The sequence below is a fragment of the Bradyrhizobium manausense genome, assembly GCF_018129685.1.
GTDB lineage: Bacteria > Pseudomonadota > Alphaproteobacteria > Rhizobiales > Xanthobacteraceae > Bradyrhizobium > Bradyrhizobium manausense_D.
The window spans coordinates 423,544-443,597 of the sequence record NZ_JAFCLG010000002.1; the positions used below are offsets into that span (position 1 = coordinate 423,544).

Sequence of the window (20,054 nt, forward strand, 5' to 3'; positions counted from 1 at the left end):
AACTCCCTGTCGTTTAGTTTTTATTGAACCGCAAAGACGAACAATGCGCCGCCTTCTGGCGCGGCGGCAGTCATTTTCTTGCCCACATCTCCAAGGAACGCCGGAAGAGATGCGGTACGGCCAACGACCACGGCTACATATTGCTTGCCGTCCACCGAATAGGTGACCGGACCAGCGCCGATACCAGAACCAAGGTTTTTCTTCCAGAGAATCTTACCATTTTTCGCATCGATCGCGTGGAAGTCGCCGTGCAGGTTGCCGTAAAATACAAGGTTGCCTCCGGTCGCCAATGTACCGCCGTTAAAAGGCAGGTCCTGCTTGATCGACCAGACCTTCTTGCTGTTCACCGGATCCCAAGCTACGAGTTCGCCAAGGAATCCGCCTGGGCCTTCCTTGGTCGGAAATTCGGCGCCGAGGTAGAAGACGCCGCGCTTGTAGGAGACATCGCTCACCGACCAATCCATGCAGACGTTGTTGGTCGGAATATAGACGAGGCCGGTTTCCGGACTGAATGACATCGGCTGCCAGTTCTTGCCGCCGATCAGGTTTGGACAGATGTCCTTGGCGGGATGGCCGGGACCTGGGCGCTTGTCAGGATCCTCGACCGCTCGCATTGTGGTTACGTCCCATTTCTTGGCCCAGTTGGTCGAAGCGACGAATTTTTCCGCCGAAAGAACCTTTCCGGTATCGCGATTGGCGACGAAGAAGAAGCCGTTGCGATCCGCCTTCATTAACGCCGGAACTTCCTTTCCATCCATTTTCAGGTTGGCAAGGACGAGTTCGTTCACGCCGTCATAATCCCAAGCGTCAGCGGGAGTCTGCTGAATGTGCCACTTGATCTTGCCGGTGTTGGGATCGAGCGCAAGCGTCGACGCCGTGTAGAGGTTTGTCAGCTTGCCGAAATTGCCATCACCAGTGGACCGAACGCCAGTGTTCCAGGGGCCAGGGTTGCTGGTGCCCCAGTAAACCGTATCGGATTTGGCATCATAAGAGCCGACCAGCCATGCAGCACCACCACCATGCAGCCCGGTGTCGCCCTTCCATGTGTCGCTGCCAGGCTCGCCTGGTGCCGGAACGGTGAAGGTCTGCCAGACCTGTTTGCCGGTGGCGATGTCGAACGCCTGAAGCGATCCGCGAACACCATATTCGCCGCCGCCAAAGCCGGTGATGACCTTATCGCGCACCACCAACGGCGGCGATGTGATGACCGATCCCTGCTTGTAATCGACAACGGTCGTGGTCCAGATCGCCTTACCTGTCGCGGCATCAAGCGCCGTCAGCTTACCGTCAAGGCGCCCGACAAACAGCTTGCCGTCGGCATACGATACACCTCGATTATTCACGTCGCAGCAGGCGTATTGCAGCACGTCATCGGGAATTTCCGGCTCATAGGTCCACTTGCGCGCGCCAGTCGCGGCATCGAGCGCATAAACGTATTTCGGACCCCACGATGTGGTCACATAAAGCGTATTGCCGATGACGAGCGGCGAGGACTCATTCGAGCGCAATGATGCGAGTGAGAACGAATACACCAGCGACAGCTTGCCGACGTTCTCGGCGTTGATTTGCTTAAGCGGGCTGAAGCGCGTGTTGGCGTAATCGTGCCCTGCGACGGCCCACTGATTAGAATCGGACACTGCTTTGACGACCGAGTCGTTGGCGCTTACGCTAAACGTCCCGGCAACCAGACTGGCGACGATGGACACGCCGGCCAAGAATCCCCTGCTCCTCAACGTCATCTGTATCCTCCCGATATGATTTGCCGCGTTCGCAACTCGATGAACTGGGTTCGCGGGGTGCTTATGCTAAGCTTCGACGTGCACGCTTGCGGCGCGCCGTCGCGCCGGAATTACAGCATCAGAATTTGGTACATCGTATAGGCAGAAGGTAGTAGTCTCGATTATAATCGGGAATTGTTCCTGCCGTCGAACGAGGAGAAGCTCGCGCGCGGTTGCTTTTTGATAGTGCAGTGCAGCAAGATGAAGCCTGAAGCGCGAATTGTTGCCTCCTTACCATCGCTTCGGATTCATCGCGTTGGTGTTGTTCGTGCTCCCCCCGCAACCGGCAAGGCCGATGGCTTCGACACCGAGCATCTGTTCGGATTTACAATCGGAACCGACGTCGGCAATGTTGGCGAGAGGGAGGTCAAGGGATCAACGACGGCGCGTTTGGCAAAACAACCGGTTCGTATGGTAGCGCTGTGTCCCAGACGCTCTCCGCAGAATTCGTGCCTTTCGAGAAATTCCGGACCGAATTTTGAGCAGCGATCAATCCTCGCGATATTGCGGGCGTAAGCGGGCTCGAAGACCGGCGACAGGTTGCCTTCGGCGGCTTTTCCGCCGACTTTAGGTACTGGCTTCTCGACCGCGCGACTGCGGCATTCGGATTGGCTGTCGGTGCGGAGTCGCATTCGGGAGCCGCGCCATAGCGAGCAACTGCTGCACGAGTCGGCCGATTCGATCGACGGACGCGACAATATGACGAAGCGCCCTCTCTCGTGCCATTGGGCGGCTCAACCTTGGACCCTTGACGGTCGCTATAGCTACTCTACCGAGAAATGGAACGCGGTGGACAAGCTTGCGGCACTTGTGGAGCTCATTCTCAATCCCATTGTTGACAACATCGTAGAGTTTAAGGGCGAGCGAATGTGAGGTAAGCCACCTGATAGCGGAATTAAAATAGGCGAGGTGCTATTCTTTGGTCCTGGTTGCATCGGATGCTGGGCCTTGCTATCTGCCGAATACTTGAAGTTTTACTCTCACATTCTCAACCGACAATGTCGTCTTCGCTGATGGCAATCGCGAGCATGAAATCCTGCGCATCCAGCGCGAGATTGCACAGCGCATCAAACTGCGCCTCGTTGAACGCGTCACGGAGAATGTCACCGATCTATGCCTGCAGTGCAGCGACACTGCTAATGGCTGAGCTGATGCCCAAAGCGGGTGACGATGCCGCGCTTGCACGACCGATCAGCCTGCATTGTCCTGGGCTAGACATATGCCGGCGGCACGTAGTGACTTTGATGCCAATTGACGTTTCGACGACGCTTTTCGGCAGCGTCTGGTTCGCCCGCATGCATACAGAGAAACCACAATACGGTGGAGAAGAATGAGATGTCGCTTCGTACTCTCCTGACCGTCGCTGCTTTTGCAGTATGGCCCAACTGGGCGTTTGCCCATGCCGCGCTGGTTGGATCGAGTCCTGGCAGCAGGGCTGTGGTCACTCACATGCCCGATCATATCGATCTTTGTTTCAATGAGCCTGTCGAGGTCAAGTTCTCCACCGTGCAGATCACAGATGAAAAGGGCACGACCATACCTATTTCGGAGCTTAAGCACGGCGCCGACCCCAAGTGTCTTAGCGCTACCGTTCCGCCAGCGGCTGCAGGGATTTATACAGTGAAGTACCGCGTGCTCTCTCAGGACGGTCATGTGGTTAAATACGGCTTCCAGTTCACGGTGAGGGAAAGACAGCCTGTACCGTGACAATCGTTGCCTTCATCGCAGTTTGGAAGACTTTAGGAACCCTGTGCCTTGCGTGGTTGATCGGCGGGCCCGTTTTCGTCTGGTTGAGCGGACGCTCCAAAGAAAAGGTCATTTTGTCATGGCGTTCTGTTGTCAGAAGAAGCTTTCCGTGGGCAGTGCCCCTGTTCATTCTGTCAATCATTTTTGTCTTATTTGCTGAGGCTGCGTCGACAGCTGAGCTATCGCTTATAGAGAATCTTGCCCGCCCCGATGTGCTGAGGACTTTCGCGTTTCAAACACGGGTAGGCCAGTTGTCTATGTTCAGACTGATCGCAGGTATGGCGTTGTTTGCGCCGACGATGTTTCTGGCAAAAGCCGCGACCGACCACGCAGAAGAGACCGGGCTGTTTTTGGTGCTGGTGGTCGCCGCCGTGGTCTGCGCAATGGGGCCGTTGAACGGACACGCTGGTGCGGACATCGGATGGTCAACAGCCTGTCGTATCATTCACGTATGCGCCGTCAGCATATGGATTGGGGGCCTGCCTGGTTGGCTAGGGCTCGTATTTTTGGTCGCAAAGGCTCCAGACATACACCGTTGTGCCTACGCCTTCTCCGCCATGCTCCAGTTCTCTCGTTTGGCGATCATCTGTATGGCTACGACGATCGTTTCGGGGGCATTTATTGCTTCTGAATATGTTGGCAGTCAGGGCGATCTTTTGGGCACTCCCTATGGGCTCGCGATTTGCGGTAAAGCGCTGCTATTGCTTGGCGTATTAGCGATTGCGAACCTCGTCCGCGCGGTGCTGCTGCCGCAGCTTCGGTGCGCTGAGCCAACGACTGCCTTTCATATGACGGCGGTACGCTGGGTAACTCTCGAATTTACATTGGCGGTGGGTATTGTCGGCTTGGCCAGCCTTCTCTCGCAACTGACGCCTGCGCTCCATGATCAGCCGTATTGGTGGTTACCGCTGCGTATATCGATTGCCGCAACTTGGCCAGTCCCTTCTACTCGGATGTTTGTTGCGGGAGGGCTGCTGATTGCGGTCGCCGGATCTTTGATTGCGTGCCGTTACTTCGCGCCTGGCCTCTGGCGGCGCTCCGCGTTAGGTGTCTCCGTATTGGCAGGGGGCGCCGTGGCTCTGTCGCAACTCGCCGTGCCGAGTTTTCCAGATACATTTCGCCGATCTGAAGTTCCTTACCTGACATTGTCCATTTTCAGGGGAAAACAACTCTTCGAAGATAATTGCACTGTCTGTCATGGAATGGGCGGGCGCGGCGACGGACCAGGTGGAAAGTCGTTGAGGCGACCACCAGCCGATCTCACTGCGCCGCATACGGCGCTTCATACTGCGGGAGACATGTTCTGGTGGATCTCCAATGGAATACCAGAAAGCGGAATGCCGGGATTTTCCACGGCCTTTACGGAGCTGGACCGCTGGGATGTAATCAACTTCATGCGCGCATTTTCGCAAGGCTTCGAGGCACGCGTGCTTTCGCTTTCTATTATACCATTGCGCCCCTGGGTCGGTGCACCGAACTTTTACTTCGAAAGAGTTGGAGGCGAACCAAAGGCGCTGAGTGATTATCGGGACCACACCAATGTGCTTCTTGTGTTCTTTTCCCCCGAGAATAAACAAGATCTTGAAAGGTTGCACACCTTGGCATCGGCGCGGGTTAAGCTGCTTGCTGAGGGGCTGGAAATACTCGTTGTTGCTCGTAGCGAGAAGCCATTTCCGAACAATGGCCTTACGGTGGTCGACGACTCAACTGGGGAGGTGCGGGAGAGCTATTACCTTTTTGCTAGGACCTTGCAAGATCAGGGCGATGGAGAATCAATAGAGATGAAAAAGGACCGCATTGAGTTTCTCATCGATCGGTTTGGTTACATCCGGGCTCGATGGATTCCCCAAGACGAAAAAGAAGGGTGGTTCAATACCGAGCGTTTGAGGGAGGAAATCGCCAAACTAAATACGGAGCCGCGCATATTCCCGCCGCCCGACGATCATGTCCATTGAAGGCTGTGTCTAACCCAGCAAAAGGAAGAGTCATCATGAAAACCCAGCTGAAAATTGTTATTGGTGTCTGTTTGTTCGCTACTAACCCGATGCAGGGGTCCTTTGCGCTTGCACAGGGTCATCGGCATGAGGGCTCCCCCACCATTCCGGTGCAAGGCGCGCTCCCCCGACAGACCTCGCCGTTGAAAATCTTGCTGCCTCGAACCGGCGACGAAGTCGGAACCCGACTTGCAATCATCTTCGAGACGTCCGCGAACTTGACGGCGAGCACTGAGTTAGCAAACGGACAGCACCTTCACATCGAATCTGACGACACCATGATGATGCCCGTCGCCGATCAGTTGATTCGGCTTGGGAAGGATCGTTATCTCTTCGTGTTTGAGCTGCCAGTCAAGCCCGGCAAGAGGGACTTGCGCATCTACTGGGCAGACGCCGAGCACCAGCCCATAGAATCTTCCGAACAAAAAGTCGAAGTGACCGTTACTAAGTAAGTAATCGTCCGTTAAAGAGCTGGATTGAGAGCTGATCGGCTGATCGAGAGGCGCAAGAGCGCGATCAGGATTCGGCGCAAAAGAACCTCAGCCTTGCGAGGACTCGGCGGAAGTAGCCGACCTAAGAGAGAATGGCGTTGGCGGCGTCGCAGTTCGCGCTTGATGGTGCCGAAGACGCCGCGCTTCTGGCCGGAGATGAAGACGCAGTGCGGATTTTGCGCATCGTGACCGCGGTATCCCTTGTCGACATAGCCACGTTCGATCTCGCAGCCGGTACGCTTTTGGGTATCCTCGATGACGTCACGCGGGGTGTGACCGTCATAGGGATTGCCGGGCAGCGGCCCTGGCGTGCAGCACGAACTGACCGCCCGGGGCGCGGGCACGGCGGCGTCTGCTGTTAAAATCTTTGCTTTCGTTGAGCGCTTGGTTAGGCCCCAAGCTTGAGGAAAATAGACGCGATGGAATTGCGTGGGAGCCAAGATAAATCATACGATTGGCTTGAAAACATCTACTACCAAGATCGCGGTTACAAAGTCTTCCAGTGATGGTTTTATTGAGTTTAGACTAACTAAAAATGTCCGGGAGGTACCACGCGTGTCTACAGTCAAATTGACGGTGAACGGCAAGGCTGTCTCGGCCGATGTCGAAGACCGAACTCTTCTTGTCCATCTCTTGCGCGATCATCTGAATTTGACCGGCACCCATATCGGCTGCGACACCAGCCAGTGCGGCGCCTGTGTCGTGCATATCGACGGGCGGGCGGTCAAATCCTGCACGGTGCTGGTCGGACAGGCCAACGGCGCCAATGTCACCACCATTGAGGGTATCGCCAAGGGCGACGAACTGCACCCGATGCAGGCTGCGTTCCGCGACAATCACGGCCTGCAATGCGGCTACTGCACGCCGGGGATGATAATGTCGGCGATCGACATCGTCCATCGCCACGGCGGCAAGCTCGACGAGGAAACCGTCCGGCACGAATTGGAAGGCAATATTTGCCGCTGCACCGGCTATCACAACATCGTCAAATCGGTGCTCGACGCCGCCGGCCGCATGAAGGTCGCGCAAGCCGCGGAATAGTCCCTGATGCGTCGGTCAGGGTTTCAAGCAATCAAAACCGGCTGCGATCGGCGTCTGTTGAGAATTCTACGAGGTCACGCGGTCCGACAGGGAGAAATGCAATGGGTGTTGAAGGTATTGGCGCCAGCGTGGTGCGCAAGGAAGACCGGCGTTTCATCACCGGCAAGGGTCGCTATGTCGACGACATCAAGCTGCAGGGCATGACCTATGCCCATTTCGTCCGCAGCCCGCACGCGCATGCCAAGGTGAAGAGCATCGACTCCTCGGCGGCGATGAAAATGCCCGGCGTGGTTGGCGTATTGACCGGACAGCAGATCGTCGATGACAAGGTCGGCAATTTGATCTGCGGCTGGGCGATTACCTCCAAGGACGGTACGCCGATGAAAATGGGTGCGTGGCCGGCGATGGCGCCGGATACCGTGCGCTTCGTAGGCCAGGCCGTCGCGGTAGTGATCGCCGAGACCAAGAACCAGGCCAAGGATGCGGCGGAAGCCGTCGTCGTCAACTACCAGGAACTTCCCGCCGCCGCCGATATTCGCGCGGCGATCAAGCCGGGCGCGCCACAGCTTCACCCGGAGGCCCCGGGCAACGTGATCTACGACTGGGCGATCGGTGACGAGGCTGCGGTCAAGGACGCCTTCAGCAAGGCGGCCAATGTGGTTTCGCTCGAACTCACCAATAACCGCCTGGTTCCCAACGCGATGGAGCCGCGCGCGGCGATCGCGGAATACAACGAGGCGGAAGAACATTTCACGCTGTACACCACGTCGCAGAATCCGCATGTCGCGCGCCTCGTGCTGTCGGCATTCTACAACATCGCGCAGGAGCACAAGCTGCGGGTGATCGCGCCGGACGTCGGCGGCGGTTTCGGCTCGAAGATCTACATCTATCCGGAAGAGATGGTGGCGCTGTGGGCCTCCAAGAAGGTGCGGCGCCCGGTGAAGTGGACCGGTGATCGCACCGAGGCCTTTCTTACCGACGCCCACGGCCGCGATCATATCACCAAGGCGGAGATGGCGTTCGACAAGGACAACAGGATTCTCGGCCTGCGGGTAAAGACCCACGCCAATCTCGGCGCCTATATGTCGCTGTTTTCCTCCTCGGTGCCGACCTATCTCTATGCGACGCTGCTGTCGGGCCAGTACAATATCCCCAACATCTTCGCAGAGGTGATCAGCGTCTACACCAACACCACCCCGGTCGACGCCTACAGAGGCGCCGGCCGCCCGGAGGCGAGCTTTCTGATCGAGCGATTGATGGAAACCGCGGCACGGCAGTTGAAGGCCGATCCGGCGGAATTGCGCCGCAAGAATTTTATCACGCAATTCCCGCATCAGACGCCCGTGATCATGGCCTACGACATCGGCGACTTCGGCGCTTCGCTCGATGCCGCGATGAAGGCGATCGATTACGCCGGCTTCCCCGCGCGCAAGGCGAAGGCCAAATCCGAAGGCAAGCTGCGCGGCATCGGCCTCTCCTGTTACATCGAGGCCTGCGGCATCGCGCCGTCGAAGGCGGTCGGCAGCCTCGGGGCCGGCGTCGGCCTGTGGGAATCCGCTGAGGTTCGCGTCAACCCGGTCGGCACCATCGAAGTCCTCACCGGCTCGCATAGTCACGGCCAGGGCCATGAGACCACCTTCGCGCAGCTTGTTTCCGAACGTCTCGGCGTTCCGATCAGCCAGGTGCAGATCGTCCACGGCGACACCGACAAGGTACAGTTCGGCATGGGCACGTATGGCTCACGCTCGCTCGCGGTCGGCGGCACCGCGATCGTCAAGGCAATGGAAAAGGTCGAAGCCAAGGGCAAGAAGATCGCGGCGCATCTGCTCGAGGCGTCCGAGGGCGACATCGTCATCGAGAACGGCGAGTTCAAGGTCACGGGCACCGACAAATCGATCGCGCTGCCGATGGTCGCGCTCGCCGCCTATACCGCGCACAATCTGCCCGACGGCATGGAGCCCGGCCTTAAGGAAACCGCGTTTTACGATCCCACCAACTTCACCTTCCCGGCGGGCGCCTATATCTGCGAGCTCGAGGTCGATCCCGGCACCGGCAAGACCTCCTTCGTCAATTTCGTCGCGGCCGACGATTTCGGCCGGCTGATCAATCCGATGATTGTCGAAGGTCAGGTCCATGGCGGTCTGGCGCAAGGCATCGGCCAGGCCCTGCTCGAAGGCGCGGTCTATGACAGCTCTGGCCAGCTCGTGACCGCGTCTTTCATGGACTACACCATGCCGCGTGCGGACGATCTGCCGTCGTTCAAACTGAACCACACCACGACGCTGTGCCCGGGCAATCCGCTCGGCGTCAAAGGTTGCGGCGAGGCCGGTGCGATCGGCGCATCGGCCGCCGTCATCAATGCCATCACGGACGCGATCGGTAACAACAAGCTCGAGATGCCGGCGACACCCGACCGGGTGTGGCACGCGATCCACGGCAACGCAACATAAGAGGGAACAGGTATCATGTACGAGACAACTTACCATCGTCCCTCCTCCGTCGACGAGGCTGCCGCCCTTTTCACAAAGGGCACGGAGTCGAAATATCTGGCCGGCGGCCATACCCTGATTCCGGTGATGAAGCAGCGGCTGGCCTCGCCGTCCGACGTAATCGACCTCGGGAAGATCAAGGATCTCGTCGGCGTCGAGGTTTTCGCCGACGCGGTGACAATCAAAGCGGCGACAACCCATTACGACGTGGCCGGAAGCGGACCTGTGCAGAAGGCGATTCCGGCGCTGGCCCACCTCGCCTCGCTGATCGGCGATCCGGCCGTACGCCATCGCGGCACCATCGGCGGCTCGATCGCCAACAACGATCCCGCCGCGGACTATCCGGCGGCAGTGCTCGCGCTCGGCGCAACGATCAAGACCAACAAGCGCTCGATCGCGGCGGATGATTTCTTCAAAGGCCTGTTTGCGACAGCGCTCCAGGGCGGCGAGATCATCACCGCCGTGTCCTTCCGGATCCCGGCCAAGGCGGGATATGCCAAGTTTCCGCATCCGGCCTCGCGCTTCGCGCTGACCGGGGTGTTCGTCGCCAGGACCAAATCCGGCGACGTCCGCGTCGCCGCCACCGGCGCATCCTCGAGCGGCGTCATGCGGGTGCCGGCCATCGAGGCGGCGCTGAAGGCGAACTGGTCGCCGGGCGCGCTCGACGGCGTCAGGATTGCCGCCGACGGGCTATTGACGGATATCCAGGCATCGTCGGCCTATCGCGCCAATCTGATCAAGGTGATGGCACAACGCGCTGTCGAACATGCAGGGTGAAGAAGAATTTGAGCACCACGAACGCAGATGTCGGCAAGCTTCCGCGATGACAATACAGGGTCGTCCGTTACTAAGCTGGACTAAGCGCTGATCGGATGATGAAGCCGCGCAGGAATGCGATCAGGAATAACCGCAAGAGAACCCCCAGCCGATGGCGGTAACGGCACCGGAACGGACGGCGGCGCAACATCAGTCGCTGCTGCATTTCGTAGGCGAAGGGCGCTAGTCGGACGAGAAGGTGCTGACGAAGGTGCAGGAGATGGTGCTGCCCGCGATCTAGCGGCACGGGCCGATCGAGGCATGGATCATCGACGACACGGGCTTTCCCAAGAAGGGCACGCATTCGGTGGGGGTGGCGCGGCAATATTGCGGTCAACTCGGCAAGCAAGACAATTGCCAGGTCGCGGTATCGCTGTCGTTGGCCAACAGGCATGCGAGCCTGCCGGTGGCCTATCGTTTGTATCTGCCGGAGGCATGGGCCTCTGACGCCGCCCGCCGTAAGAAGACCGGTGTGCCTGAGGAGATCGCGTTCAAGACCAAGCCCGAGATCGCGCTCGAACAGATCCGTGCGGCCTGCGCGGCGGGCTTGCCGCGTGGCGTGGTGCTGATGGACGCTGGCTACGGGGCACCCACAGCGATCTGCGCACAGCCGTCACGGCGCTTGAACTGCCTTATGTCGCCGGCATTCTGTCCAATACCACGGTCTGGGCGCCCGGCACCGGGCCGTTGCCACCCAAGACCTGGAAGCCGGGCCATGGGCGGCCGACCAAGCGCCTGCGCCGCGATGCGGCGCATCAGCCGGTCAAGGCCAAGGACCTCGCCTTCAGTCTCCCGGCAAAGGCTTGGCGGACGATCACTTGGCGCGAGGGAACGAATGTCCCGCTCAGGTCGCGCTTTGCGCGCCTGCGTCTTCGTATTGCACGGCGTGACTTCGATCGTAGCGAACCCTGGCCGGAAGAATGGCTCATGATCGAATGGCCCAAGGAGGAAAAGGAGCCCACAAAATAGTGGCTTTCGAGCCTGCCGGACGACATTGGGTTCAGCCGTCTTGTCGATCTCGCCAAATTGCGCTGGCGCATCGAGCGGGACTATCAGGAGCTCAAGCGAGAGGTCGGGCTCGGCCATTTTGAAGGGCGCGGCTGGCGCGGTTTCCATCATCATGCGAGCCTCTGCATCGCCGCGTACGGATTCCTGATCTCCGAGCAGGAGACGATTCCCCCTTCAGAACCGCGTTCCTCCATGCACTTCCAAGCGCCTCGCCTTCCCGAAGGTTATCGACCCCGCGGCGCCGCCGCTCAGGACTGAGCGCCACATTCCGAACTCGATCGCCACTCTGCGGCGAAGACTGACGGCAGCCATCGTCCGGCGCTTGTCGCGATGTCCATGTTGCGCGCGGACCATCAAACCATCGCAAAGGAACTTGTGACACAGTAAGACAGTAAGACTAGAGCGGGATGGGGCTAGTTTGAATCGATTGAGGATTGAACGAAGCCGCTGCCGCGGCGTAAGGGGCAAGGTGGCGTAGATCGCCTCCTGGCTGAGAGGATGTGGGTGTTGGAGCCCACCCCCTCAGACAGGAGTATCGAGATGGCCGATTTGAGCCCTCTTCGCCGCCGCATGATCGAAGACATGACCGTCCGCAATCTGTCGCCGGCGACGCAGCGATCCTACATCAGCGCGGTTTCGAAGTTCAGCCGCTATTTTGGCCGATCACCTGACCGGTTAGAGCTGGAAGACGTCCGCGCCTTCCAGGTGCATCTGGTCTCGACCGGCATATCATGGCCGGCGCTAAACCAGATCGTCTGTGCGCTACGGTTTTTCTACGGCGTCACGCTCGGCGAGGCGCTCATCCCAGAGCGCATTCCCTATGCGCGAGAACCGCGCAAGCTGCCGGTCGTTCTCAGCGCCGACGAAGTGGTTCAGTTTCTTGAAGCGGTACCGAGCCTGAAGAGCCGCGCCGCGCTCACCACCGCCTATGCGGCCGGGCTCAGGGCCTCGGAGGTTGCGGGACTGCGGATCGAAGACATCGACAGCGCCCGCGGCGTCATCCAGGTGCGCCACGGCAAGGGCGCGAAGGATCGCAACGTGATGCTGTCGTCCCAGCTGCTGGGTATCCTGCGCACCTACTGGCGGCTCGCCCGGCCGCGGCTTTATCTGTTCCCTGGTCGTGACGAAGATCATCCGATCGATCAGACCGTGTTGCATGCCGCCTGCCGGTCGGCGGTGAAGGCTGCGGGCCTGACCAAGCGCGTCACGCTGCACACGCTGCGCCACAGCTTTGCGACACATCTTCTCGAGAACGGAACCGATATCCGGATCATCCAGGTCTTGCTCGGGCACAATAATTTGTCGTCGACAGCGCGCTACACGCAGGTCGCCACCGATACGATCCGAGCGACGCAGAGTCCGCTCGATCGCCTGTCGCTGGAGGTGACGCCACCTGGATGATCCGCAGCGGGATGCGGGTCATGACCCGCTCCGACACCCGCTCCAACAGGCCCGCCATCGAGATTGCCGATATTCTGCGCCGGCATGGCGACGCCGACGACCTCGATCATCTGCGCTCCGATCCGGCATTCAAGCTGGCCTGCGGACGGCTGCCGGACACCGGCCGGGATCTGTTTTCCCAACCGACCCTGTCGCGCCTGGAGAATGCTCCGCGCCTGCGCGACGTGATCCGCCTGACCTACACTTTGGTCGACGCATGGATGGATAGCTACCCGCGCGAGCCGGCATCCGTCACGCTCGACATCGACGATACCTGCGATGTCGTCCACGGTCATCAGCAGCTCTCGCTGTTCAACGCCCATTATGACGAACGCTGCTTCCTGCCGATCCACGTCTATGACACGGAGAAGAGCCGGCCCGTGGCGGTCGTGCTGCGGCCCGGCAAGACGCCGGGCGGCATCGAGGTGCGTGCCCATCTTCGACGCCTGGTACGGCACATCCGGACGCGGTGGCACAAGACGCGAATTACGTTTCGTGGCGACGGGCACTATGCCCGGCCGGAGGCGATGAGCTGGTGCGAGAACAACGGCATCGACTACATCTTCGGTCTGTCCGGTACCAGGCCGCTCGCCAGAAAAGTCGACGAGGTCGCCGACGACATCCGCACGCGACGCGCCATCGAGAACCTGGCTGTTCTGCGCGGCTATACCGAGACGCGCCACAAGGCAAAATCCTGGGATCGCGAACGACGCGCCGTCGCTCGTATTGAGGCGACCACGCTCGGCCTCGACATCCGCTTCGTCGTCACCAGCCTCGATGTCGGCTCGGCCGAATGGATCTACGACAGCCTCTATTGCGCGCGCGGCCAGGCCGAAAATCTGATCAAGCTGCACAAGACGCAGCTCGCCTCCGATCGCACCAGCTGCCGTTCGGCGCTTGCCAACCAGGTCCGCCTCGTTCTCCATACCGCCGCTTATTGGTTGATGCTGACAGTGCGCGACGCCATTCCCAAAGTCCGGGATTTGGCCACTGCCGAGTTCGCGACGCTGCGTCTTCGTCTCCTGAAAGTCGCCGCCCGGGTCGTCGAGACCGCGAGCCGCATTCGCCTCGCCTTCGCCGCGGCATGTTCCGAAGCCGATCTGATCCGCAGCTTGCCCGGCGCGCTGCTGCCGCTCGGTCCTTGACCGCCGGGGCGTGAGCCCCCGTTCGCCCAACCCCCATCCCTCAAGCGCGTTTGCAAAGTACGGGTCGTCAGGCGGTGAAAAGCCGAAGGCAATCCTGTGCGCCCCGTCAGAGGACATCCGCGGCCGTATCCGCCGGACCAAAAAACCGCTCTCTCACGAATAGGACGGGCTAGTGACGGTTTAGAATCAAATGAGCTCTTGAAAGCAACCATAGCCCCGGGCGGCCCGCGAGCCTGGGCGGTTCCGCCGCGAACCTTCGATTGGTTCCGGGCCTGTGGCGCTCAAGTAACGAACTGAGCGATGCGTTAGGTGTCCGTTGAGGGCGATGCGGTTGGCGAATTGCGACTGCAATTCGCGCCAGAAGCGGTCGCGCAAGGCCCGAACCCGGTCCATCGACGAGAGATCGTGCGCCAGCTCGCAAGCCTTACCCAGACCGACCGCCAACAAGGCGCTTTCAGTTCCGGCGCGTCGCCCGCTTTCGTGCCCAGCTCCGTGAATGAGAGGTTCGATCGTGACGCCACGGCGCACGAACAGGACGCCGACGCCCTTGGGCGCGTAGAGCTTGTGTCCGGCGATCGAGAGCAGATCGACGCCGAGCCCGTTCACGTCAGTTGCAATCTTGCCGACCGATTGGGCGGCATCGGTATGAAAGAGGACGCCATGCTCGCGGGCGATGCGCGCGCACGCTTCAATCGGCTGGATGGTGCCGACCTCATTGTTGGCGTGCATGATGCTGACAAGGATGGTGCGCGGCGTGATCGCCCTGTTGAGGTCTTCGGGATCGACGCGCCCGAATCGATCCAGGGGCAGGTACGTTATCCGCGCGCCCAGGCGTTCGAGAAACTGGCAAGGTGCGATAATCGCGGGGTGTTCGATCTGCGTGGTGATGATGTGATCGCCCCTGTCGCGCCGTGCGTAGTACACGCCTTTGAGCGCCAGATTGTTGGCCTCGCTTCCGCCGCTGGTGAATACGACCTCATCCTTTTCACAGCCGAGCAGGGCCGCAATTTGCCCGCGCGCCGTTTCAAGGGCGGCTTTCGCGAACGCCGCGGCCCAGTGCCCGCTCGACGGATTACCGAAGTGATCCGCAAGAAACGGCTTCATCGCGGCGGCGACCGCCGGATCGATCGGCGTGCTGGCGTTATAGTCGAGATAAATGCGACGCGCCGTCATGACACCACGTGCCTTCCCGCTAAAGCAGCACACGCGAATGCCGGTGTGAGCACGCCTGGGAAGTTCCTTAGCTTGCTTAGAATACCAGCACCTTGTCAGCGGCGAGCGTCAGACCCGCAAGTTCCGCCATGGTACTGCGTCGCGCGCCCGGCATCATTTCGGTATCAGCAAGGCCGCGAGCCTCCATACACTGCCGCACAACAGAATTTGTCCCTTGCCGGCAACCACTCCCTTTAGCATGCGCTCAACATTGTAGTAGCCGTCGGGGGTCTTCTGGCCGGTCTTTGCCGCAACCACGGCATCGGCCATCAAGAATACGGTGATGGCGGTCGCCGGATCGCTCTTGATGAGCGCAAGCGCAAGACGCAGCCCATTGTAGCAGCGCTCGCTGCTGTAGGCCGGATCATTCAGAATGAACAGGATCTGCATGGACTTGCTTTCTTCTTTCGATGGCGCTTCCGCGCGATTTCCCCGACAACCAGGCTTAGAGCGAGATGTTTTCGTTGAAACGTCATCTCGCTCTATCCTTTTGTTTGAGCATGATCTTTTCAGAAAACCGGTAGCCACTTTTCCGGATCATGCTCCGGCAACGACAGCCTAATCGCCAAGCACCCGGCGCCGCTGCTCGAACTCCTCCTTGTCGATCTCACCCCGCGCAAAGCGCTCCTTGAGAATGTCGAGAGGTGTGCGAGCCGGCGGCATATGATGCGGCGGGTATGTTCCGGGCCACGGCCCGCCGGCCCAGCGCGCGAGCAGGACGACGGCAGCGACGAGCAGCGCCAGCAGGAAGATCATGAACAGCGGACCGAGTATCATGGCGTACCCTCCACCCCACCACATCATATGCGGTCCATAAAAGTACTTGTCGGCATCCGACGGCGTCTGCGCCCAAGCGGCGCTGCATGAAAGCGCGGGGGCGAACCCCGCCAAGGCGACGATCCTGATCAGAGCTTTTGGCATTGGCTTGCCTCCATTTGGCGGATTGCACCGGGCCGGGTGGTTGGCACTACACAAGATCAAAGGGGACGATCCGTCATCGCCCAGGCATCATCCTTCCAGGCTGCATCTGGCCCGGGCCCATCTGTCCCGACTTCATCGCAGACATCATCGCCATCATACCCATATGGGGGGCGAGGAGTTCGTCGGCCGTCTTCTTCTGTTCGTCGGACAAGCTGCTGTCGAGGTTTGTCAGGGCCGACTTGATCGCGCGGGTGCCTTCGAGCCGCGCAGCCAGCCATTTCTCCTGCAGCGTGAGGCGATCAAGCAAGGTCTGCGGCGCTGCACCCGCCATCATCGATGCCCGCACCTCGCCGAGACTCTTTGCATTTGCGCGCAGCGCATCGGCGACTGCGTTCCAGGCGCTGGTTTGCGCGTCCGTGATCTTGAGCTCGGTGCGCAGGAAGGCAATCCGGCCTTCGACATGGTCGATGGTGGCCATGCCATCCATTCCACCGCCCGAATGTCGCATCATCATCTGCATCATGTCCATCATGGGCATCCTGCCTCCCATCATGTTCATCATGCCCCCACCCATCATACCCTGCGAGCTACCCATTCCAGGTTGGCCTGCCGGCGGTGTCGGTTGAGTGGCCGCCGGTGCCTCTTTTTGCTCCGGTCGATCGGTGGCCGACTGAGCCCAAGACGGGGAACTCGCGGTCATAAGCAGCATTGCTGCGGCTAGTGTCAGATTTTTCATGAGCTTTCTCTCCTCTGCGAGTTGATCTTTTTTGTCACGATTAGTTGCCGTTTTCCGCCGGATGCCGCTTGATGCAAGTCGATCCTGTAAACAAAACCGGACCTAATTATTCCTAACCTCGGGTTATCAATAAAACGAGGCCTATTGCTTCGCCATTCTTGTCTTCCGAAATTACCCAAGCAAAACGGCCATCAATATTCCATGATTTTTGACCCCAAGCCTCCAGCATCGATTGAGTATCTTTGACCGATGCATGTGGCTTTCGCTGCAAATATATGGATGCCTCTCTGCTACTCGTATAGTTCTCGAATAGAGAATCCGCGTCCATAGCTTCGCCCGCCCTCAATCGTAGTCTCGGGGTAACAAATTCATACGGAGGAATTGTCGTCATAAAAAGACAATTAGCATAATTCGCTGCCGCCAGCAGGCGGTCTACCCCCATCAACGGACATCGTGAGACCGGCCTGGTTAGGCCGGTTCTTGCCAATGGACTAAACCGCTCGTGCGGTAGGCCGCTGCTGTGGGTGGCACGGGGTGCCAATAATGGATCAGACGATGGAGCGTCTTACCTGGCGATGAGGGGCCAGAAGCATGTCCCCAGAACCGACGATCGTTCAGCATGATGGTCGCGCGATTATCGTCGACGGCGTTGGGAGCCACCGGACGTAGCGATACGACATCTGCATCCGGACAGTTTCGAATACTCGAACTGTGTTTCGGCGTGCAATATTGCACGCTTATTTACACTTCCGAACGCCAGAATCTGAATCGGCGTGCACCTGCCGATTGCCAATGGGCCTCATTGAAGCGAGAGTGGAGAATCTTCACTACTCCTCATTACTCCACGATCTCTGGCTCGCTCAAGCTTTCCGCTCCGGGACTTGATAAGTCAGGCCCTTCCCTACCTCCCTCGCAACCCCTCCAGCAGCGGCCGCAGCTTGTACTTGCGGCGGTGCCGCTCGATCAGTTCGTCGAGGCAGGCCCGCCAGTCGTCCTCGCGACCCAGGACCTCGTGGGCGAGCGCGGCTTTCTCCAGCCATTGTACCGCAAGCGAATAATGGCCGGCCCGGTTGGCGTCCATGATGCTGTTGGCCTGATGCACCGCGAGGCGGATCACCCATTCGGGATGGCTCGCGTGCGCCGCGCTGGCGAGCTGCATGAGGGTTTCGTCGTGAGCGCCGTACCCGAACCGATCGCCGACGGCGCGGACCGCTTCATCGATCAAGCCTTTGGAGAGGTAGATGCGAATCCTGTCATAGGCATGAGGGGCGCTGGCCAAGCGCTCCAGCAGGTCTTTTCGAATCACATCCCAATCCGTGCCGGCCCATGTTCGGATGGCGCAAAAATCCTCCAACGACAACGAATGTTCGAATGCCACCAGCGCGGCCTTGAGAGCCACCGCCGTCCTACCGATGCCGCCTGCGTAGTCGCGCAGCCAACACGCCAGCGGGACGGCGGAAGAACCCGCTATTTCATCATCGTTATCGCCGGCAAGCCCAAGACCGGTCTCTGCGATCTTCAGCGCATCGTCATGCGCCGCCGCTTCGCGTAGCGCCTTTGCGAGGACCACCGCTTCATCGGGCCTCTTGAACGATTTCAGCGCATGGGCGATGGCCTCCGGCGTCCGCTCAAGCTTGACCAGCATGCCCGCGTAGCTCGTGTGCGCCCGTGCCGCGCGGGCGAGATTCAGATATTCCTCCGTTCGGCCGCAAGCCTCGAGAACCCGCAGCCGCACCGCCGTCAGGTAATCCTCCAGCCAGTCGTCCCCGCCCGAGAGCGGCCATGACCTGCCCTTCCCGGCCATGACCGCAGCGAGTGCGGGATCGTCCCAACCTGTCTGCAGCGCCCGAATGGCGACGTGAAACCCCTCGTCGATACCATACTCCTCAAGCCGGCGCTGCCACTTCTCCAGTGTCTCGGCCAAGGCGTCGCGCTCGTCGGCGGCAAGCTCACTCATCAGCGCCGCCTCTGCCATGAGGCGGCCGAGATCGGCGAAGAGCTCGTACAGGTGCTCGTCGGTATCGTAGGAGTGATCGAGCCAGTCGTCGACAAAGGCCTCGCCGATCGGCTCCAGGATCCGCAGCGCATTGCCACCATCCCCCACTTCGAGAAATGGCACGGCCTTTTCGACGAGGCGCTGCAGCTCTTCGATGTTGCCTGACGGCCGATAGCCGTCCCAATAGCGCCCCCGCCGATTGCGTGCGGCGAGCAGGACGCGGGCCTGTTCACGTACCGGCGCAGGGTCGACCGGCGTTCGTCGTCGACCGGCGTCCGGGCGGTGCGGCGGTCGCGCCGGGATTGCTGTTGCCAGTTCCGCCTCGATCCAAGTTACGAGCTCAGGATCGCTCTCGGTCCGCTTCTCCAAGAGCTCAATCAATCGCGATTGATCGAGCTCTGCAAGGAGCTCGGCAAGGGGCTTGCGTTTGATAATGGGCGTCTTCTCGTCCGCAAATTTCAGCAAGACGGCGACAATATGTTTGCAATATCCGCCCCAATCGTAGGCGCAGGTGCAATGCGCATCCGCAACGCCACCGCCGTGCAGCCGGATCGAAACTTGGTAAGGCTCGAACTCGCTGCCCTCGACTTCCGCGGTCAACCGGTCGCCGCGTCGAAGCAGGTCGGATACAGCTCCATCGTCAGCGTAGCTCCGACCTCGCGCAAAGGATTCGGCGCTCGCGAGGGCACGAATTGTCTCTTTCGCGATGCGTGGTTTCGCGACTTGGCTTGCGTTCCGAGCCGCGTTCATGTCGACCACAATCTGCAAATCGGGTTCAAGTTATTCAGGCCCCGCCTCACGGATTTGCCGCAAACAAATCGCAAAACAGTCGCTCGGCCCTCTCCAGCCCTTCGTCTGTCAAAACCACGGATTTTGCGCACCCGACAGGGTCCGAGATCAAACCCTTCTTGTGAAGCCGATCCATTGCATCCCAGTCGAACGATTTCCAAACGCGCTGGCCATTATGGCGCCCCAGGAGAAGCAGAGCGAGCACGCAGTCATCGATTCGGTCGGTGTCGGTCGCCATGGCGGCACTCGTCGGACGCCGCAGGAGAAGCGCTTTACGTTGCCGGCGCGCCGTCCTCAAGCGGCTTGAATTTCGTCTACCATAACGTGAATCGGCAGGCTCACAAACCACGGTACCGAAGGGTGGAATGGTATGGCAATCCTCAGGTTTCCGCGACCAGATTTCGGTTCGGCAAGCGCACGGCGCTTGCGCCGCATCCGCTGTTCCGTTGCCG

General features: G+C 59.8%; 14 protein-coding genes and 3 pseudogenes. 9 read left to right on the forward strand and 8 right to left on the reverse strand.

What is annotated here, in order from left to right; all coding sequences use genetic code 11:
* Positions 1-20: 20 nt before the first annotated feature.
* Positions 21-1,715: a PQQ-dependent methanol/ethanol family dehydrogenase gene (locus JQ621_RS09670; RefSeq protein ID WP_212234191.1), complete on the reverse strand. Its 1,695-nt coding sequence runs from the start codon at positions 1,713-1,715 to the stop codon at positions 21-23.
* Between the two features lie 1,398 nt (positions 1,716-3,113).
* On the opposite strand from JQ621_RS09670, the gene JQ621_RS09675 reads away from it, so the two are divergent.
* From JQ621_RS09675 to JQ621_RS09685, 3 genes are read left to right on the forward strand one after another with little or no spacing between them, the layout of a single operon-like run.
* Complete coding sequence (locus JQ621_RS09675) at positions 3,114-3,485, forward strand: copper resistance CopC family protein (RefSeq protein ID WP_211376012.1); 372 nt, start codon at positions 3,114-3,116, stop codon at positions 3,483-3,485.
* On the forward strand, positions 3,482-5,479 hold the full coding sequence (locus JQ621_RS09680; RefSeq protein ID WP_212234192.1) for a CopD family protein: 1,998 nt from the start codon (positions 3,482-3,484) through the stop codon (positions 5,477-5,479). Before JQ621_RS09675 ends, JQ621_RS09680 begins: the two co-directional genes overlap by 4 nt.
* Before the next feature lie 35 nt (positions 5,480-5,514).
* Complete coding sequence (locus JQ621_RS09685; RefSeq protein ID WP_212234193.1) at positions 5,515-5,970, forward strand: hypothetical protein; 456 nt, start codon at positions 5,515-5,517, stop codon at positions 5,968-5,970.
* 140 nt (positions 5,971-6,110) lie between these two features.
* Here JQ621_RS09685 and JQ621_RS09690 read toward each other — a convergent pair.
* Positions 6,111-6,348 (reverse strand): annotated as a pseudogene (locus JQ621_RS09690) (IS5/IS1182 family transposase); the annotation flags it as partial.
* A gap of 216 nt (positions 6,349-6,564) precedes the next feature.
* On the opposite strand from JQ621_RS09690, the gene JQ621_RS09695 reads away from it, so the two are divergent.
* From JQ621_RS09695 to JQ621_RS09720, 6 genes and pseudogenes are all read left to right on the forward strand, one after another.
* On the forward strand, positions 6,565-7,050 hold the full coding sequence (locus tag JQ621_RS09695; RefSeq protein WP_212234194.1) for a (2Fe-2S)-binding protein: 486 nt from the start codon (positions 6,565-6,567) through the stop codon (positions 7,048-7,050).
* Between the two features lie 101 nt (positions 7,051-7,151).
* Positions 7,152-9,500 carry a xanthine dehydrogenase family protein molybdopterin-binding subunit gene (locus JQ621_RS09700; RefSeq protein WP_212234195.1) on the forward strand — a complete coding sequence of 783 codons (2,349 nt, stop codon included), beginning with the start codon at positions 7,152-7,154 and terminating at the stop codon, positions 9,498-9,500.
* A gap of 15 nt (positions 9,501-9,515) precedes the next feature.
* Entirely contained in the window at positions 9,516-10,316 is an 801-nt protein-coding gene (locus JQ621_RS09705) for an FAD binding domain-containing protein (protein ID WP_212234196.1), read from the forward strand.
* 133 nt (positions 10,317-10,449) lie between these two features.
* A pseudogene (locus tag JQ621_RS35755) lies at positions 10,450-11,750 on the forward strand (IS701 family transposase); the annotation flags it as partial.
* Between the two features lie 153 nt (positions 11,751-11,903).
* Entirely contained in the window at positions 11,904-12,764 is an 861-nt protein-coding gene (locus JQ621_RS09715; RefSeq protein WP_212234197.1) for a tyrosine-type recombinase/integrase, read from the forward strand.
* Between the two features lie 89 nt (positions 12,765-12,853).
* Positions 12,854-13,948 (forward strand): annotated as a pseudogene (locus JQ621_RS09720) (IS1380 family transposase); the annotation flags it as partial.
* Between the two features lie 186 nt (positions 13,949-14,134).
* On the opposite strand, the gene JQ621_RS09725 reads toward JQ621_RS09720, so the two are convergent.
* The 6 genes from JQ621_RS09725 to JQ621_RS09750 all read right to left on the reverse strand — a co-directional run bounded on the left by JQ621_RS09725 (position 14,135) and on the right by JQ621_RS09750 (position 19,840).
* Entirely contained in the window at positions 14,135-15,121 is a 987-nt protein-coding gene (locus JQ621_RS09725) for a cysteine desulfurase family protein (protein WP_212234198.1), read from the reverse strand.
* Positions 15,122-15,274: 153 nt separating this feature from the next.
* A complete protein-coding gene (locus JQ621_RS09730) occupies positions 15,275-15,550 on the reverse strand; it encodes a DsrE/DsrF/TusD sulfur relay family protein (protein WP_249125019.1) in 276 nt (91 codons plus the stop codon).
* A 168-nt stretch (positions 15,551-15,718) separates the two neighbouring features.
* Entirely contained in the window at positions 15,719-15,937 is a 219-nt protein-coding gene (locus tag JQ621_RS09735) for an SHOCT domain-containing protein (RefSeq protein WP_212234199.1), read from the reverse strand.
* Positions 15,938-16,154: 217 nt separating this feature from the next.
* On the reverse strand, positions 16,155-16,817 hold the full coding sequence (locus JQ621_RS09740; RefSeq protein WP_212234200.1) for a Spy/CpxP family protein refolding chaperone: 663 nt from the start codon (positions 16,815-16,817) through the stop codon (positions 16,155-16,157).
* A 901-nt stretch (positions 16,818-17,718) separates the two neighbouring features.
* A complete protein-coding gene (locus JQ621_RS09745; RefSeq protein ID WP_409334215.1) occupies positions 17,719-19,572 on the reverse strand; it encodes an SWIM zinc finger domain-containing protein in 1,854 nt (617 codons plus the stop codon).
* A gap of 37 nt (positions 19,573-19,609) precedes the next feature.
* On the reverse strand, positions 19,610-19,840 hold the full coding sequence (locus JQ621_RS09750) for a DUF6429 family protein (RefSeq protein WP_212234202.1): 231 nt from the start codon (positions 19,838-19,840) through the stop codon (positions 19,610-19,612).
* Between the last annotated feature and the right edge of the window lie 214 nt (positions 19,841-20,054).

What these genes read in the sequence shown, in the direction of transcription:
- JQ621_RS09725 (WP_212234198.1), bottom strand. Translation starts at nt 15,121, where the DNA reads ATGACGGCGCGTCGCATTTATCTCGACTATAACGCCAGCACGCCGATC.
- JQ621_RS09675 (WP_211376012.1), top strand. Translation starts at nt 3,114, where the DNA reads ATGTCGCTTCGTACTCTCCTGACCGTCGCTGCTTTTGCAGTATGGCCC.
- JQ621_RS09715 (WP_212234197.1), top strand. Translation starts at nt 11,904, where the DNA reads ATGGCCGATTTGAGCCCTCTTCGCCGCCGCATGATCGAAGACATGACC.
- JQ621_RS09700 (WP_212234195.1), top strand. Translation starts at nt 7,152, where the DNA reads ATGGGTGTTGAAGGTATTGGCGCCAGCGTGGTGCGCAAGGAAGACCGG.
- JQ621_RS09750 (WP_212234202.1), bottom strand. Translation starts at nt 19,840, where the DNA reads ATGGCGACCGACACCGACCGAATCGATGACTGCGTGCTCGCTCTGCTT.
- JQ621_RS09685 (WP_212234193.1), top strand. Translation starts at nt 5,515, where the DNA reads ATGAAAACCCAGCTGAAAATTGTTATTGGTGTCTGTTTGTTCGCTACT.
- JQ621_RS09730 (WP_249125019.1), bottom strand. Translation starts at nt 15,550, where the DNA reads ATGCAGATCCTGTTCATTCTGAATGATCCGGCCTACAGCAGCGAGCGC.
- JQ621_RS09705 (WP_212234196.1), top strand. Translation starts at nt 9,516, where the DNA reads ATGTACGAGACAACTTACCATCGTCCCTCCTCCGTCGACGAGGCTGCC.
- JQ621_RS09735 (WP_212234199.1), bottom strand. Translation starts at nt 15,937, where the DNA reads ATGATACTCGGTCCGCTGTTCATGATCTTCCTGCTGGCGCTGCTCGTC.
- JQ621_RS09740 (WP_212234200.1), bottom strand. Translation starts at nt 16,817, where the DNA reads ATGAAAAATCTGACACTAGCCGCAGCAATGCTGCTTATGACCGCGAGT.